The following is a 15,420-nucleotide window of genomic DNA, read 5'->3' as shown; positions in this document are numbered from 1 at the left end:
GCGCTGCGAGTTGACCCGATCCGGAGCGGTCGGCTCGTCTCGCGGTGCGTACCGAGTGCGGTCCCTTGCACACCCCCCTGTTCGATCGTGTTGCTTTCGAAGGATGCAGATGGAACTCGCCACTCCGCCACCGGCGGCGCGGGCCCCTGTCGCCTGGTACAGCTGGTGGCTGATGCCGCTCGGCTTGGGAGGCGGGACGGTTGCCGCCACATTCATGAGCTCGGACCGGATAACCACGGCCCTCACCGGTGTGGCGGCCACGGCGGCCAGCGCCGTGTGCGTACGGTTCCTGATCCGCACGCAGGCCCAACTGCGCCGGGCGGAGGGCGCCTTCCGCACCTCGCAGACCGAGCACACCCAGCAGTGGCAGCAGCATGTGGCGGGCCTGGAACGGAAGTTCGCCGCCGAGCGCTCCGCCCTGGAGAACCGGCTGGCCGAGCAGAGCGCCGCCTACGAACGGCAACTGGCCGACCAGAGCGCCACCTACGAGTCCCGGCTCGGCGAGCAGAGCGCCGCCTACGAGACCCAGCTGGCCGACCGGTCCCGGGCGTACGAGGAACGGCTCACCGAGCAGGCCACGTCCTACGAGACGCAGCTCGCCGAACAGACCGAGGCCTGGCAGGAGCAGCTGGCGCACCAGCTCGAGGCGGTCACCCGGCTCGCCGACGAACAGTTGCCCGAGGCGATCGCGCAGCTGCGCGCCGGTGACGCCATCGACGACGTGCTGCCGAGCGTCACCCAGTGCGCCCAGGTCAGCGCCGACCTCCAGGCCGCCCTGCGCAAGGTCATGCGCACCGCCCTGATCGGCATCGAGGCGGAGTTCGACCGCTCCACCTCCGCCGAACAGGCCGTGATCAGCATCGGCAACCGCATCCACGTGCTGACCAGCAAGCTGCGCGGCCGGCTCCACGAGATGCAGGGCGAGCACGGCCGGCTGCCGGCCGTCGCCCGGGGCCTGATGGAGCTCGACCAGGAGATCGGCCCCGCCGACTGCCTCGCCGCCAGCATCGGCGTGCTCGGCGGCTCGGACCGGCCCGGCCGGCAGTGGCAGGAGCCGCAGCGGCTGCTGAGCGTGGTGCGCGGCGGCATCGGCCGGATCAAGGACTTCCACCGGGTACAGATCCGCCACCTGCCCGAACTGGGCGTCGACGGCGGCCTGGTGGACCACCTCACGCTGATCTTCGCCCACCTGCTGGACAACGCGGCCCGCTACTCGCCGCCCACCGAGCCGGTCCTCGTCTCCGGCAAGGAGGTCCCCAACGGCGTCGGCATCGAGATCCAGGACTCCGGCAAGGGCCTGAGCGAGGAGAAGAAGCGCGAGGCGGAGCACGCCCTCGCGGGCACCGCGCCCGGCGCCGGCCTGGGCGGCATCACGGAGGACGCCAACATCGGCCTCAGGGTCGTCGGCATCCTGGCCCGCCGCTACGGCATCCGCGTCACCTTCGCGGACTCGCCCTGGCTCGGCACCTCCGTGGTCGTCGTCGTACCGCACAAGTACTTCAGCCCGCTGCCCACGGCGGCCGGCACCCCGGCGTCCGGGACCCCGGCGGCCGGCACCCCGGTCGCCGCCGTACCGGCGGCCCGCACCGCCACGGCCGCGCCCACCGGCGCCACGGCCGTCCAGGCGGCCCCGGCCGACACCGACGACGACACGCTGGAGACCACCCCGGGCGGGCTGCCCAAGCGCCGCAGCAAGCGCCGGGAGGCGGAGGCGCCCAAGCCGGCCGAGTCCGCCGGGCGAGCCGAGCGCAGCGCCGTCTCCGCCGTACCGCCGGACGCGTCCTTCGCCGGTCTGGCGGCCTTCGCCACCGCCGGACGCGACGCCCGCGAGGCGTCCCGGGCGGCCGACGACCGCGAGGCGCCGGCCGGTCCCGAGTCCCCCGAGCACAGCACCGAAGAGAGCGACTAGTCCACATGACGCAACAGGGAACCGACGTGAGCTGGGCGCTCCGGGATCTCGTCGAGAGCATCCAGGAGATCCGTTTCGCCCTCGTGGCCTCCAGCGACGGCAAGGCCATCACGTCCTACGGCGCAGAAGACCCCGACGACGTGGACCGTTTCGCGGCCGTGGTGGCCGGGCTCCAGGCCCTGGCCCAGCCGGTCGCCGAGCAGTTCCCCAAGTTCGGGGGACAGCTGCGCCTGGCGATGATCGAGGTCGACGGCGGCCACCTCTTCGTCGTCCGCGCGGGCGTCGAGACGTACCTGGGCGTCCTCGCGCAGGAGGGCATCGACCAGGGCCTGCTCGGGCACCAGATGCGCGACCTGGCCCGCCGGATGGGTGAGCTGCTCGGCACCACTCCGCGCCTGGAGGAGCACTCTGGATGAGTGCTCCCCGCAGGCCGTCGGACCCGTCCGGTCTCGAGCGCTACTACGTCCTCACCGGGGGGCGCAGCGGACCGGGCGGTTCGGCGTCGAGCCTCGACGTGGCGACCCTGATCGTCGCCCGAGCCGCCCCGTTACCGGGCATGCAGCACGAGCACGAGGAGATCCTCCGGCGCTGCCGCGAACCGCTGTCGGTCGCCGAGCTCGGCGCCCACCTCGGACTGCCCTTCAACATTCTCGCGGTGCTGCTGTCGGACCTGCTGGACGCAGGCCGCGTCGAAGCCCGTGACCCCATTCCGGCACACGACGCCGGCCGCGGGCCCGACCTCGCGCTCCTTGAGGAGGTACTCAGTGGACTTGAAAGGCTTTGACCAACCCGGACGGGGGGCGTCCGGCGGCACCCGCTCGGTGAAGATCATGATCGCCGGCGGTTTCGGCACCGGGAAGACCACCATGGTCAGGTCGGTCAGCGACATCAAGCCGCTCACCACCGAGGAGACCCTCACCCAGGCCAGCGCCGACGTCGACCACCTCATCGGCGTCGCCGACAAGACGCAGACCACCGTCAGCCTCGACTTCGGCAAGATCAGCCTCAACGACAGCCTGATGCTGTACCTGTTCGGCACGCCGGGCCAGGAGCGCTTCTGGTTCCTGTGGAACGGCCTGTTCAAGGGAGCGCTCGGCGCGGTCGTGCTGGTGGACACCCGGCGGCTGGCCTCCAGCTTCCGGGCCATCGAGGAGATGGAACGGCAGGACGTGCCGTTCGTCGTCGCCCTCAACGTCTTCCCGGACTCCAGGAACTACCCCGTGGAGGAGATCCGGGACGCGCTGGACATCCCCGCGCACATCCCGGTCGTGGCCTTCGACGCCCGGGACCGGGCCTCCAGCCGTGACGTGCTGGTCGCCCTGATCCACCACCTGAAGGAACGCTCGGCCGTCGCCCTGGAGCCGCGATGAACGACCAGCCCGACACCGACATGGCCGCCCCCGGGACACCTCGCGGCTGCCCCGTCGCCCACCACGGGGCCGACGTGACCCGGCTGTACGGCCCGGACGCCGCGACCGACCCGGTCGGCATCTACGAGCGGCTGCGCAAGGAGCACGGCTCCGTCGCGCCGGTCCTCCTCGAAGGCGACGTCCCCGCCTGGCTGGTCCTGGGCTACCGCGACAACCGCCGGGTGCTGGACAACCCCCGCCAGTTCAGCCGCGACGCGCGCATCTGGCGGGACTGGGCGCAGGGCCGGATAGAGGAGACCTCGCCGCTGGTCCCGATGCTCGCCTGGCGCCCCGACTGTGTGTCACAGGACGGCGAGCCGCACCGCAGGCTGCGCGGCGCCGTCACCGACGGGCTCCAGGCCGCGACCGCCCGGGGCATCCGGCGGCACGCCACGCACTTCGCGAACAAGCAGATCGACGCCTTCGCCGGCGCGGGCCGCGCCGACCTCGTCGCGGACTACGCCGAGTACCTGCCGATGCTCGTCCTGACCCGCGTCCTGGGCCTGCCCCAGGCGGAGGGGCGCACCCTGGTCGAATCCTGCGCCCAGGTCATCAAGGGCGGCGAGGACGCCATAGCGCACAACGAGCGCATCGTGCAGATCCTCGGCGAACTCGCCGAACGCAAGCGGGCCGAACCCGGCCCCGACTTCACCACGGCGCTGCTGGAGCACGCCGCGGGGCTCGACGAGGAGGAGGTCGTCAGCCACCTGCGGCTCGTGCTGATCGCCGCGCACACCACGACCAGCAACCTGCTGGCCCGCGTGCTCCAGCTGATCCTCACCGAGCCCTCCCGGATGTCGGGGCTGATCAGCGGGCAGCTGACCATCTCGGCGGTGGTCGAGGAGGTCATGTGGAACAGCCCGCCGCTGGCCGTCCTGCCGGGCCGTTTCGCCGCCTCGGACCTGGAACTGGGCGGGCACCAGATCCAGGAGGGCGACCTGCTCCTCCTCGGCCTCGCGCCGGGCAACCTCGACCCGGAGATCCGGCCCGACAGCGGGGTCTCGGTGCAGGGCAACCAGTCGCACCTGGCGTTCAGTTCCGGCCCGCACGAGTGCCCGGGGCAGAACATCGGCCAGGCCATCATCGAGGTCGCCGTGGACGTCCTGCTGCACCGTCTGCCGGGCCTGCGCCTGGCCGTCCCGCCGGAGGAGCTCACCTCCACCGCCTCGACGTGGGAGTCCCGGCTGGACAGCCTGCCGGTCGAGTTCACCGTCTAGGCCCACCGCCCGGCCGCTCGGCAAGCGGCCGGGCGGCGGCCGGAGGTCACACCGTCAGCAGGTCGTCCACCGAGCCCCGCCCGGCCAGCTCGGCGGAGGCCACCGGTCCTTCCTTGGCCGCCGCGTAGCGGCCGGTGGTCAGCGCCCACTCGTAATTGCCGTTGATCCAGTGCTGGATGGCCTCCACACCCATCCGCACCCGGCCCCGCTCCGCCTCGTCCAGGCCCAGCTCGTCGCACATCTGCGGTACGCGCGCCTCGAGTTCGAGGTACTCCCGCAGGCAGTCGGTCGTCATCCGGTAGGCCTCGTCGGCCGCCTCCTGCCAGGTGCAGCCCCGCTCCCGGTGCAGCACGGCGATGAGGTTGTGCCCGTCGCCGCGGCGCTTCTCGCGCTCGAAGGAGTGGATGTCGTTCATGAACCCGATGGTGTCGGCGGCCAGATCGCGCATCCGCTCCATCAGCGGATGCGCCATGACCTGCGCCGGCACCTCGAAGCCGCGGCTGCGCTCGCCCGCGTCGATGCTGTGGTGGATGCCGACCGTACGGCGCCGGAAGATGGCGTACTCCTCCAGGGTGAGCGTGCCGGCCAGCCCCCGGGCCGCCAGGTCGACCTCCTCGCAGTGCGCCACCAGGAACCGCCCCCAGGAGGCGGCGAATCTGGTCTGCCAGGTCAGGGACATGCCCTCGGACAGGTGTTTCCAGACCTCCGCCCAGGCCACGGTGATCGGGCAGACCACCCGCGGGGTGCTGCCCGCCGGCCGCAGCGGGGTGACGATGAGCTCGCGCGCGACCTCCGCTATCCGGTCCGCGCGGTCGGGCTGACTGGCGTCGAACTGGTCGTCGAAGAGGAAGGCCAGGGAGAACCAGTTCATCAGCACGACCATGTCGTCCGCCGAGGCGTACGGGTAGGTCCGGGCGGCGGCCTGCGGAAGGTCCCAGGACTTGTACTCCTCGAACCCCTCCCGGCTGCGCACCAGGCCCATGTCCCACACCCAGCGCAGATGACGCGCCCGGGCGTACTCCAGGTGCCCGCTGACGGGCGTGTCGAAGGGCAGGTCGAACCGGACGTCCTGAGGCATGTGCTTCCTTTCGGGAGACGGACCGCAGAGTCCCCCCACCCCTGCGAGCGGACGGCCGCTGCGGCCGCCCGCACACTCGAACTCGGCTTCGCAGTCCGAAAGTTGAACCGAGAAGCGGTACGAGGCTGCCCAGGACGTGATTGAGCCATTCCGTGACCGGGCCGTGATCTCCGTTACTGCTCGAACCTCCTGAGCTGCGTACACTCCCTCGCTCCCCACCCACGGCGGAGCCGCCAGACTGGATACGCCCGTTGACGACATCGCCCCAGGAGGCCGCCGCCGATGACCGCATCCCCCGCACGCACCGCACGGCAGCGCAGGCAGGACACCCTGCGCCGCCTCGAACAGGACGTCGACGCCTGGGTGGCCACGGCCGGCGGCGAGCCGGGCACGCCGTACCTCGTCCCGCTGTCCTTCCTCTGGAACGGCTCGTACCTGCTGTGTGCCACCCCCGCCGCGAGCCCCACCGGCCGGAACCTGGCGTCCACGGGCCGGGCCCGGGTCGGTGTCGGCCCGACCCGTGACGTCGTGATGATCGACGGCACCGTCGAGACCGTCCCGCCCGCCGAGCTGCCCGAGCAGGACGCCGAACGCTTCGCCGCGAAGACCGGGTTCGACCCGCGGAAGCTGGACACGCCCTACCTCTACTTCCGCATCCGCCCGCAGCGCGTGCAGGCCTGGCGCGAGGAGAACGAACTGCAGGGCCGCGAGCTGATGCGCGACGGACGGTGGCTGGTGGCCGACTGAATCGGCCCGGCCGGGATATCCGCAAGGTACAGGGCGGCGGGGCACGACCGCCCCGCCCCCGACACCCTGCGGAGGAGAGATGGCACTGGTGAACGCGGGCGTCGTGGTGCTCGACTGTGCCGAGCCCGAGAAGCTCGCCGTGTTCTACAAGGAGTTACTGGACGCCGAGGAGACCGACGCGACCGCCAACCGGGTGGAGATCCGGGGCGCCGACGGGTTCCGGCTGGCGCTGCGCCGCGACGTCAACGCGACCCCGCCGAGCTGGCCGCGCCCCGAGAACTCCCTCCAGGCGCATCTGGAGTTCGTGGTGGACGACCTGGACGCGGCGGAGCGCCGGGTCGTCGGCCTGGGCGGCCGCCCGATGGAGACCAACCACGCCCCCGGCCCGCTGGAGGAGCGCGGCTACGCCGACCCGGCCGGCCACTCCTTCGTCCTGCGCCGCCGCGTCCCACCGACAGCACCCAAACAGGGCTGAAACGCCGCCGTGCCCGGTGGCCGGCTGCCGAAGAGCGCGGCCGCCCTGCCCGGCCCGGCTCCGGTGACCCGCCGAGCGGTGACCGGTACCCGGGGACTCGGGTCGCTCCCGGCGGTACCGGAGCCGGACTGCCGACCGGTGACCGCCCGCTGGGTGGCGGGCCGCCCGTCCACGAGGGCCGGAAGCCGCCGGTGATGAACGCAGGCAGGGTCAGCCGACGGCAAACAGCCCCCGTCGTCCGCGGTGACCGCACGTGGAGGCCGGCTCACGCCCCGGGGAGCCGGCGGGCTGGGATCGGACCCCGATCAGGGCCCGTGGTGACCGGGCGTCGGCCGCGGGGCCTGTGCGACCGTCGGTGACTCACCCGGCTCTCGGACTCGCCAGCGCCGTCGGCGACCGGAAAGGCAGGAGTCCCTGCCGTGCTCCGAGCCGCAGACGGCGAGCCCGGTGGGCTGAGGTGCTGTCAGGGGTCTGCCCTGCCCTCCGCCACGGGCGCGACCGCCACCCGACCGAAGCCGACGGCGGCCCGGAGGGCGCAGTTGCTGTCCCTCCGGGCCGCCGTCGGGCGGGTCGGGCCGGGCCGGGGCCTGTCAGGCCCGGCCCTTCTTCTCGCTGGCCGGCCATGTTCCGGTCGAGCGTTCGATGGCCTTGGCGCCCGCGCGGTCGACGGCGCTGCGCACCACCGCGAAGATGGCGCCCTGAATGGCCGCGGCCAGCAGGATCTCGCCCCAGCCGCGGTCCCGGTCCAGGGCGTCCGGCGCGTCGTCCTCGTGCCGGATCGCCTGCCACGTCTTGCGGAAGGCGAGGCCCGACAGCCAGCCGCTCGACCAGCCCAGCACGAATCCGACGGGCTGGTAGGCGAGGGGCAGCTTCTTCTTCTTGGCCACGTGGATCTCCTTGCTCTCCAGGGTCTACAGGGTCAACAGGGTTTTCCGGTTCCCGGTCAGGGCCGGCCCCGCTCCGGGACCCGCTCCTGCGGCCGGACCGGCCCCGGCGGCGTCCCGTCGCCGAACGGCCGGCCGCCCAGCTCCTCACGGTGGTGAGGCGTCAGCCACCCGGACAGATCGGGCCCGAGGGGCACGATCCTGGTCGGATTGATGCCGGTGTGCACCTGGTAGTAGTGCCGCTTGATGTGGTCGAAGTCGACGGTGTCCCCGAAACCGGGCGTCTGGAACAGGTCGCGGACGTACGCCCACAGCACCTGGTCCTCCGTCAGCTTCCACCGGTTGCACTTGAAGTGGCCGTGGTAGACCGCGTCAAACCGCACGAGCGTCGTGAACAGCCGGATGTCCGCCTCGGTGATCGTGTCACCGACGAGGTACCGCTGCCCGCGCAGCCGGTCCGACAGCGACTCCAGCCGCCGGAACACCGCCGCGCACGCGGTCTCGTACTCCTCCTGGCCGGTGGCGAAACCCGCGCGGTACACACCGTTGTTGACGTCCTCGTAGACGTCGGCCATCACCGCGTCGATCTCGTCGCGCCGCTCCCGCGGGTACAGGTCGGGCGCCCCCTCGCGGTGCAGGGCCGACCACTCGGTGGCGAAGTCGAGGGTGATCTGCTGGTAGTCGTTGGTGACCAGCTTCCCGCTCGGCACGTCCACGATCGCCGGTACGCTCACCCCGCCCGGATACCCGGTCTCCCGACGGTCGTACGCCTCACTGAGATAGCGGATGCCCAGCACGGGGTCGCGGCCGTCCGGGTCCAGGGTGAACCGCCAGCTGCGGTCGTCCTGGACCGGGTCGGTGATGGCGAGGGACACGGCGTCCTCCAGGCCGAGCAGCCGACGGGAGATCACCGCCCTGCTCGCCCACGGGCAGGCCCGGCTGACCACCAGCCGGTAACGCCCGGCCTCGACGGACCAGCCGTCGCGGCCGTCCGCGGTGATCCGGTCCGTGAAGTGCGCCTTGGACCGCTGGAACGCCTTCCTGCCGTAGGCGGTGTTGCCGGCCTCCCCCTCGTCGCGGCTCATGGTGGTCTCCTCCTTGCGTACGAATCGGGCGCGGGGACGGTGCGTACGAGTCCTGCGCACGCGTGCCGCGTACGCGTCGTGCGTACGGATCGCCCTGGTGACGGTGTTCCCCGGGTTCCCCGATTTCCGTCCCCGGCACGGTGTGGGCTAGGCCGACCGGGGCATCAGGCTCAGATGAGCGGAACACGGTCGGATCGGAGGACACGCGTCACCGTCCTGGTGGCGCTCGCAGCGAACCTGGTGATCGCGGTCGCCAAGGCCGTCGGAGGCCTCGCCGCGGGATCACCCGCCCTGCTGTCGGAGGCGGCGCACTCCGTCGCCGACAGCCTCAACGAGATCTTCCTGCTCGCCGCGTTGCGGCGCAGCCGCCGTCCCGCCGACCGGCGTCATCCCTTCGGCTACGGCAAGGAGCGGTTCTTCTGGTCGCTCCTCGCGGCCGTCGGCATCTTCGTGATGGGCGGCTGCTTTTCCTTCTGGCAGGGCTTCGAGGCCCTCACCAAGAACACGGAGGAGACGTTCGGCGGATACGTCGCCGGTCTGGTCGTGCTGGGTATCGCCCTGCTCGCCGAGGGCGCCTCGCTGCTGCGGGCCCTGTACCAGGTGCGCCGGCAGGGCGGCCTGGGGGAGGGGATGCGCGACCCGGCGCTGCGCACGGTCGTCGCCGAGGACGGCACCGCGGTGCTCGGCGTGACCCTGGCCCTCGTGGGCATGGCGCTGCACATGGTCACCGGTCAGGTGGTGTGGGAGGCGGGCGCCTCGCTCGCCATCGGCGCGCTGCTGGTGTACGTCGCCTACCGGTTGGGCCGGGACGCGCGCGACCAGCTGATCGGCGAGGCCGCCGACCCGGAGGCGAGCGGGCGGATCCGCGCCCTGCTGGAGGCGCAGCCGGAGATCGACACCGTGGAGGCGCTGTTCACGATGAAGACGGGCCTGGACTCGGCGCTGGTGGCCGCCCGCGTCGACCTGATGCCCGGGCTGGACAGCGAGCGCGTCGAAGAGGTCGCCGTGCGCATCAAGCGGTCCATCGCCCGCACGGTCCCCGAGGCCGGCGAGATCTTCCTCGACGTCACCGACCGCGTCGCGCAGGAGGCAGCCGAAAGCCCCGCCGCGACGGGGGAACGCGGCGGGGCCTGACGCTCTGGTGCCCGGCGGACGGCGGTTCATGCCCCCCGGACGGAAAAACGTCCGAACGTCTCAGTCGCCGTCCGCCGGCTCCAGCACGAACACCGGGATGTCCCGGTCGGTCTTCCTCTGGTAGTCGGCGTACTGCGGGAAGGCGGCCACAGCCCGCTCCCACCACTCGGCCTTCTCCGCGCCCGTCACCTCACGGGCCGTCATGTCCCGCTTCCTCGGCCCGTCCTGCAGCTCGACCTGCGGGTCGGCCTTGAGGTTGTGGTACCAGACCGGGTGCTTCGGCGCCCCGCCCAGTGAGGCCACCGCGGCGTAGCGCCCGCCGTGCTCGACCCGCATCAGCGGGGTCTTGCGCAGCTTGCCGCTCTTCGCGCCGCGGCTGGTCAGCAGGACGACCGGCCTGCCCTGCAGGGTGGTCCCCTCGGTGCCGCCGGAGCTCTCGTACAACTCCACCTGCCGGCGCACCCACGCGGTCGGGCTGGGTTCGTACTCGCCCTCGAGAGGCATGGCGTCCGTCCCTTCGTCGCTGCGGTCCTGCGGCTGACTGCACCCGGGTCAACGCCCCTGCGCCGGCGATTCATCCGCGCCGCGGACGCCCGGGCCCTCACGAGGGCGTGAGCGCCATCCGTACGGCCAGCACCGTCATCACCCCGCTCGCCACCACAGCCGTCACCAGCCGCCCCCGGCGGCCGGTCAGGGCCCGGCCCAGCAGGGCGCCGCCACCGGCGAGCAGCAGCTGCCAGCTCGCGGACGCGGCGAACGCGGCCGCCACGAACACCCCCTGTTCGCCGGCGCCCGCCGGCTCCGTGCCCCGGGAGCCCAGGACGAGCGCCGCGAAGTAGATCACCGTCGCGGGATTGAGCAGGGTGATCCCGAGCAGCGCCAGGTACGCCCGCAGCGGGCCCGGGGGAGGCGGGGCGGCCCGGGTGGCGAGCCGGTGGCCGCGGTAGTGCCGTACGGCGGTCGCGACGCCCCGGGCGGCCAGGGCGAGCAAAACCAGGACGCACACCCAGCGCAGCGGCTCGAGGACCGGCCGCAGCGTTCCGGCCAGGGCGGTACCGCCGAGCACGGCCACCAGCGCGTACAGCCCGTCGGCGGTGGCGATGCCGAGGGCGGCGCACACCCCGGTGCGCAGGGTCGTCCGCGCGGTGAGGGAGACCAGGTAGGTCCCGACGGCGCCGACCGGCACGGCGATGCCGTAGCCCGCGAGCAGCCCCGCGACGAGTGCGGCGGTCATGACGGCGGGAGGGCCGGTCCTTCCCGGTGACCGGACTGCCGCTGTCGCCGCCCGGCGGGGGCGGCGGAGGTTGGCGGCAGGAGCAGGGCGAGGGTCGGCATGGCTGGATCCTGCGGCCGGTGGCACCCCGGGGGCAACCGCATTTCGCCCGGCGGCACGGGGCCGCCGCTTCCGCGGGCGCACCGGCGCACGGAACCGGCCGCGGCTCGCACGGGAAGCCGATGCTCCTCGGCCAGATCGGCCCCCGCCGCCGAACTGGCCGGACTTCGCGTACGCCTTATAGGTGCCCAGGGCATCTAATGAAGACCGGCACGACGCACCCTTCGTCTGCGAGGACCCCCATGCCGGACATGACGGACACCACCCCACCCGTCGCCTTCCCTCAGGACCGCACCTGCCCGTACCGGCCGCCCGCCGCCTACGACCCGCTGCGCGCCACCCGCCCCCTGGCCCGGGTCACCCTCTTCGACGGCCGTGAGGCCTGGCTCGTCACCGGGCACGCCGTGGCCCGCGACCTGCTGGCCGACCCGCGCCTGTCGTCCGACCGCGACCACCCCGGCTTTCCCACGCCCACCGCGCGCTTCGCCCAGGTCCGCAACCGCAGGACCGCGCTGCTCGGCGTCGACGACCCCGAGCACCGCGACCAACGGCGCCTGGTGGCCGCCGACTTCACCTACAAACGGGCCGTCGCGCTCCGTCCCCGCATCCAGCAGATCGTGGACGAGCACCTCGACGCGATGATCGCCCAGGGCCCGCCCGCGGACCTGGTCGGCGCCTACGCGCTGCCCGTCCCGTCCCGGGTCATCTGCGCCCTGCTCGGCGTCCCCTACACCGACCATGACTTCTTCGAGGCACAGTCCCGCCGCCTGCTGCGGGGCCCGGCGGCCGCCGACGTCAGCGACGCCCGTGACCGGTTGGAGCGGTACTTCGGCGAGCTGATCGACCGCAAGGAGAAGGAGCCCGGCACCGGCCTGCTCGACGACCTCGTCCAGCGGCAGCTGCGCGACGGCACGATCGACCGCCCGTACCTGATCGCCCTGGCGACGATCCTGCTGGTCGCGGGCCACGAGACCACCGCCAACATGATCTCGCTGGGCACCTTCACCCTGCTGCGGCACCCCGACCGGCTGGCCGAGCTGCGCGCCGACCCGGCGCTGATGCCCGCCGCGGTGGAGGAGCTGATGCGGGTGCTGTCCATCGCCGACGGCATGCTGCGGGTGGCCGTGGAGGACATCGAGGTGGCCGGGGCGACCATCCGCGCGGGCGACGGCGTGATCTTCTCGACCTCCGTCATCAACCGCGACGAGACCGTCTACCCCGAGCCGGACACCCTCGACTGGCACCGCCCGGCCCGCCACCACGTCGGCTTCGGCTTCGGCATCCACCAGTGCCTCGGCCAGAACCTGGCCCGCGCCGAGCTGGAGATCGCCCTGCGCACCCTCATCGACCGGTTTCCCACGCTGCGCCTGGCCGCGCCGGCCGAGGAGATCCCCTTCAAGCCCGGCGACACGATCCAGGGGATGCTGGAACTCCCCGTGACCTGGTAAGAGGCTGACCGACCCATGCGCATCGACATCGACAGGGACGTCTGCATCGGCGCCGGCCAGTGCGCCATGACGGAGCCGGACGTCTTCACCCAGGACGACGACGGCTACAGCACCCTCCGTCCCGGCCGGGAGGACGGCGGCGGCAGCCCCCTGCTCCGGGAAGCCGCCCGCGCCTGCCCGGTGCGCGCGATCACCGTCTCGGAGACGGTCTGACACCCGGGGCCGGGCGGCGGGCCGCTGCTCCACGTCGCGTCGGTGCCGCCGGCCAGACCCTGACCGGCGCCCGCCGCCCCGCTCACAGCGTCCGGCCCACCGACCTGCCCCCTGCGCCCTCTCACAAGCCCGGCACAAGCCTCCGCCTGCCCATCCCACTGCAGCACCCGCCCCGGCCCCGCCCACCGCCGGCCCCGCTCCCGCGCGGTGCCCGGCTTACCGGCGCAGCGTGCGAGGATGGACCGATGACCGCTCTTGTCAGGAACAACGTCCGCGTGACGGGCCAGGCCGACGGCCGGACCGTGGTGCTCGCCCACGGCTTCGGCTGCGACCAGAACATGTGGCGCCTGGTCGTTCCGGCACTGGCGGAGCACTTCCGCGTCGTGCTGTTCGACTACGTCGGCTCAGGCCGTTCGGACCTGTCGGCCTGGCGGGAGGAGCGCTACGCCACGCTCGACGGCTACGCCCGCGACGTCGTGGAGGTCTGCGAGGAGCTGGACCTGCGGGAAGCCGTGCTCGTGGGGCACTCCGTCAGCTCCATGGTCGGGGTGCTGGCCGCCCGCCAGGCCCCCGACCGCCTCGGCTCCCTGGTGATGGTCTGCCCCTCGCCCTGCTACATCGACCAGGACGACTACCGCGGCGGCTTCAGCGCGGCCGACATCGACGAACTGCTGGAGTCGCTGGAGGCGAACTACCTCGGCTGGTCGGCGGCCATGGCCCCGGTCATCATGGGCAACCCGGACCGGCCGGAGCTGGGCGAGGAACTCACCAACAGCTTCTGCGCCACCGACCCGCAGATCGCCCGCGTCTTCGCGCGGACCACGTTCCTGTCCGACAGCCGCCGGGACCTGGAATCGGTGGCCGTGCCCACGCTGATCCTGGAGTGCGAGCACGACGCGATCGCCCCCCGGGAGGTCGGGGCCTACGTGCACGCGGCCGTCCCCGGCAGCCGTCTGGTCACCCTCGCCGCCACCGGCCACTGTCCCCAGCTGAGCGCCCCGGAAGCCACCGCCGACGCCATAGCAGCCTTCGTGAAAGAACTGGCGTGATGTGTCCCTCGGGCACCGGCCCGTCCGGCGGACGCGACCCCTTCGTCAACGCGGAGTTCACCGCCCTGCTGGAGGACAGCGCGGAGGAGCTCTACGAGTCCGCCCCCTGCGGCTATCTGTCCACGCTGATGGACGGCACGATAGCCAAGATCAACACCACTTTGCTGGACTGGCTCGGGCTCTCCCGCGAGGAGATCGTGGGCCGCAGACACTTCAGCGACCTGCTGACCGTGGGGGGCCGGCTCTACCACGAGACGCACTTCGCCCCGCTGCTGCGTATGCAGGGCCAGGTCGGCGGCATCGCCCTGGAGATGAAGGCGGCGGACGGCTCACGGCTGCCCGTGCTGGTGACCTCCAGCGTGAAGACCGGGCACGACGGCCAGCCGCTGCTGATCCGTACGACCGTCTTCGACGCCACCGACCGGCGCGCCTACGAGACCGAGCTGCTGCGGGCCCGCCGCGCGGCCGAGGAAGCCCGCCGGCAGGCGGAGGCCGACCGCGAGCAGCTGCGCGAGGCCCTGGCCGTGCTCCAGCAGAGCCTGCTCCCGGCGAGCCTGCCCGACGTGCCGGACATGGAGGCCGCCTGTTACTACCACACGGCTTCCCCGATGGAGCTCGGCGGCGACTTCTACGACCTGTTCGAGCTGGGCGACGGGCGTTTCGCCTTCTTCCTCGGTGACGTCTGCGGCAAGGGCCCCCAGGCCGCGGCCGTGACCTCCCTGGTCCGTTACACCCTGCGGGCCGCCGCCCTGCACGACGCGGAGCCCGAGGCCGCTCTCGCGACCCTCAACGCCGTACTCCTGGACCGCTACACCCGGGAGGACCCCCGGTACTGCACCGCGATCTTCGGCGTCCTGCAGCCCGAGGGCGACAGCGTCGGCGTACGGATGGCCGCCGGCGGGCACCCCCCGGCCCTGGTCCTGCGGGACGACGGGCGGGCCGACTATCTGCCGACCCCCGGAGGACTGCTGGTGGGAGCGCTGCCCGACGCGTCGTTCAGCAGTGTCCGCACCACGCTCGGCCCCGGCGAGACCCTGCTGCTCTACACCGACGGCCTCACCGAGGCGCGCACGGGGGAGAGGACGGGGCGCAGGCACGCCCTGTACGGCTACGAGGCGCTGCGTTCGTTCGCCGCCGAGCTGGCTCCCGCCGCCCCGCGCACGGTGATCGACGCGCTGGGCGCCCTGCTCGAAGGCCTCGGTGACGGAGTCGACGACGACACCGCCCTGCTCGCCCTCGGCCGCACGCGGCCCGCCCCGTCCGCCTCCTGACCGACAGCCGACGCCCATGACGATGACCATCACCACGACGACACGACCGACCGGCCCCGTGGGGGGGGGGGGGGGGGGGCCCCCCCCCCCCCCCCCCCGCGCGGCGGGGCCCGGCGCGCCGGGCGGGGGGGCCCCCCCCCGCCCCGCGCGGCCGGGGGGAAGGTTACG

General features: G+C 72.9%; 17 protein-coding genes. 12 read left to right on the top strand and 5 right to left on the bottom strand.

What is annotated here, in order from left to right; genetic code table 11:
- The first annotated feature begins 109 nt into the window (after positions 1-109).
- Genes AB0K80_RS20605 through AB0K80_RS20585 form a run of 5 tightly spaced genes read left to right on the top strand, consistent with a single transcriptional unit; the run spans position 110 to position 4,535 of the window.
- Positions 110-1,909 carry an ATP-binding protein gene (locus tag AB0K80_RS20605; protein ID WP_365671615.1) on the top strand — a complete coding sequence of 600 codons (1,800 nt, stop codon included), beginning with the start codon at positions 110-112 and terminating at the stop codon, positions 1,907-1,909.
- Positions 1,910-1,914: 5 nt separating this feature from the next.
- Entirely contained in the window at positions 1,915-2,325 is a 411-nt protein-coding gene (locus AB0K80_RS20600; protein ID WP_365671613.1) for a roadblock/LC7 domain-containing protein, read from the top strand.
- Entirely contained in the window at positions 2,322-2,693 is a 372-nt protein-coding gene (locus AB0K80_RS20595; protein WP_365671611.1) for a DUF742 domain-containing protein, read from the top strand. Before AB0K80_RS20600 ends, AB0K80_RS20595 begins: the two co-directional genes overlap by 4 nt.
- Positions 2,674-3,279 carry an ATP/GTP-binding protein gene (locus AB0K80_RS20590; RefSeq protein WP_365671609.1) on the top strand — a complete coding sequence of 202 codons (606 nt, stop codon included), beginning with the start codon at positions 2,674-2,676 and terminating at the stop codon, positions 3,277-3,279. The genes AB0K80_RS20595 and AB0K80_RS20590 overlap by 20 nt, the downstream gene beginning before the upstream one ends.
- Positions 3,276-4,535, top strand: coding sequence for a cytochrome P450 (locus AB0K80_RS20585; protein WP_365671607.1), 1,260 nt, complete (start codon positions 3,276-3,278; stop codon positions 4,533-4,535). The genes AB0K80_RS20590 and AB0K80_RS20585 overlap by 4 nt, the downstream gene beginning before the upstream one ends.
- A gap of 46 nt (positions 4,536-4,581) precedes the next feature.
- Here the strand turns inward: AB0K80_RS20585 and AB0K80_RS20580 are convergent, their stop codons facing one another.
- Positions 4,582-5,613, bottom strand: a complete 1,032-nt coding sequence (locus AB0K80_RS20580) for a 7-epi-alpha-eudesmol synthase (protein ID WP_365671605.1) — start codon at positions 5,611-5,613, stop codon at positions 4,582-4,584.
- Between the two features lie 282 nt (positions 5,614-5,895).
- On the opposite strand from AB0K80_RS20580, the gene AB0K80_RS20575 reads away from it, so the two are divergent.
- Both AB0K80_RS20575 and AB0K80_RS20570 read left to right on the top strand, forming a co-directional pair.
- Positions 5,896-6,360 carry a pyridoxamine 5'-phosphate oxidase family protein gene (locus tag AB0K80_RS20575; RefSeq protein ID WP_365671603.1) on the top strand — a complete coding sequence of 155 codons (465 nt, stop codon included), beginning with the start codon at positions 5,896-5,898 and terminating at the stop codon, positions 6,358-6,360.
- A gap of 79 nt (positions 6,361-6,439) precedes the next feature.
- A complete protein-coding gene (locus AB0K80_RS20570) occupies positions 6,440-6,835 on the top strand; it encodes a VOC family protein (protein ID WP_365671601.1) in 396 nt (131 codons plus the stop codon).
- 590 nt (positions 6,836-7,425) lie between these two features.
- On the opposite strand, the gene AB0K80_RS20565 is transcribed toward AB0K80_RS20570, so the two are convergent.
- Both AB0K80_RS20565 and AB0K80_RS20560 read right to left on the bottom strand, forming a co-directional pair.
- The gene (locus AB0K80_RS20565) at positions 7,426-7,722 is read right to left on the bottom strand and encodes a DUF4235 domain-containing protein (RefSeq protein WP_365671598.1); all 297 of its coding nucleotides are present in this window, start codon (positions 7,720-7,722) and stop codon (positions 7,426-7,428) included.
- Positions 7,723-7,778: 56 nt separating this feature from the next.
- A complete protein-coding gene (locus AB0K80_RS20560; protein WP_365671596.1) occupies positions 7,779-8,804 on the bottom strand; it encodes a glutathione S-transferase C-terminal domain-containing protein in 1,026 nt (341 codons plus the stop codon).
- Positions 8,805-8,978: 174 nt separating this feature from the next.
- Here AB0K80_RS20560 and AB0K80_RS20555 point away from each other — a divergent pair, with 174 nt between their 5' ends.
- Complete coding sequence (locus tag AB0K80_RS20555; RefSeq protein WP_365671594.1) at positions 8,979-9,938, top strand: cation diffusion facilitator family transporter; 960 nt, start codon at positions 8,979-8,981, stop codon at positions 9,936-9,938.
- Between the two features lie 60 nt (positions 9,939-9,998).
- Here AB0K80_RS20555 and AB0K80_RS20550 read toward each other — a convergent pair whose 3' ends face one another.
- Together AB0K80_RS20550 and AB0K80_RS20545 are read right to left on the bottom strand one after the other, a co-directional pair.
- Positions 9,999-10,442, bottom strand: a complete 444-nt coding sequence (locus tag AB0K80_RS20550; protein WP_365671592.1) for a nitroreductase family deazaflavin-dependent oxidoreductase — start codon at positions 10,440-10,442, stop codon at positions 9,999-10,001.
- A 97-nt stretch (positions 10,443-10,539) separates the two neighbouring features.
- Positions 10,540-11,172 carry a LysE family transporter gene (locus AB0K80_RS20545; protein ID WP_365671591.1) on the bottom strand — a complete coding sequence of 211 codons (633 nt, stop codon included), beginning with the start codon at positions 11,170-11,172 and terminating at the stop codon, positions 10,540-10,542.
- Positions 11,173-11,513: 341 nt separating this feature from the next.
- On the opposite strand from AB0K80_RS20545, the gene AB0K80_RS20540 reads away from it, so the two are divergent.
- From AB0K80_RS20540 to AB0K80_RS20525, 4 genes are all read left to right on the top strand, one after another.
- The gene (locus AB0K80_RS20540) at positions 11,514-12,719 is read left to right on the top strand and encodes a cytochrome P450 (protein ID WP_365671589.1); all 1,206 of its coding nucleotides are present in this window, start codon (positions 11,514-11,516) and stop codon (positions 12,717-12,719) included.
- A 15-nt stretch (positions 12,720-12,734) separates the two neighbouring features.
- Positions 12,735-12,932 carry a ferredoxin gene (locus AB0K80_RS20535; RefSeq protein ID WP_365671587.1) on the top strand — a complete coding sequence of 66 codons (198 nt, stop codon included), beginning with the start codon at positions 12,735-12,737 and terminating at the stop codon, positions 12,930-12,932.
- 245 nt (positions 12,933-13,177) lie between these two features.
- Complete coding sequence (locus AB0K80_RS20530; RefSeq protein WP_365671585.1) at positions 13,178-13,981, top strand: alpha/beta hydrolase; 804 nt, start codon at positions 13,178-13,180, stop codon at positions 13,979-13,981.
- Complete coding sequence (locus AB0K80_RS20525; RefSeq protein ID WP_365671858.1) at positions 13,981-15,252, top strand: SpoIIE family protein phosphatase; 1,272 nt, start codon at positions 13,981-13,983, stop codon at positions 15,250-15,252. The genes AB0K80_RS20530 and AB0K80_RS20525 overlap by 1 nt, the downstream gene beginning before the upstream one ends.
- Positions 15,253-15,420: the final 168 nt, after the last annotated feature.

This window comes from Streptomyces sp. NPDC052682 (assembly GCF_040678435.1).
Taxonomy (GTDB): domain Bacteria; phylum Actinomycetota; class Actinomycetes; order Streptomycetales; family Streptomycetaceae; genus Streptomyces.
Note: the sequence above shows the minus strand (reverse complement) of the source record. Positions and strands in the feature narration are given on the sequence as shown.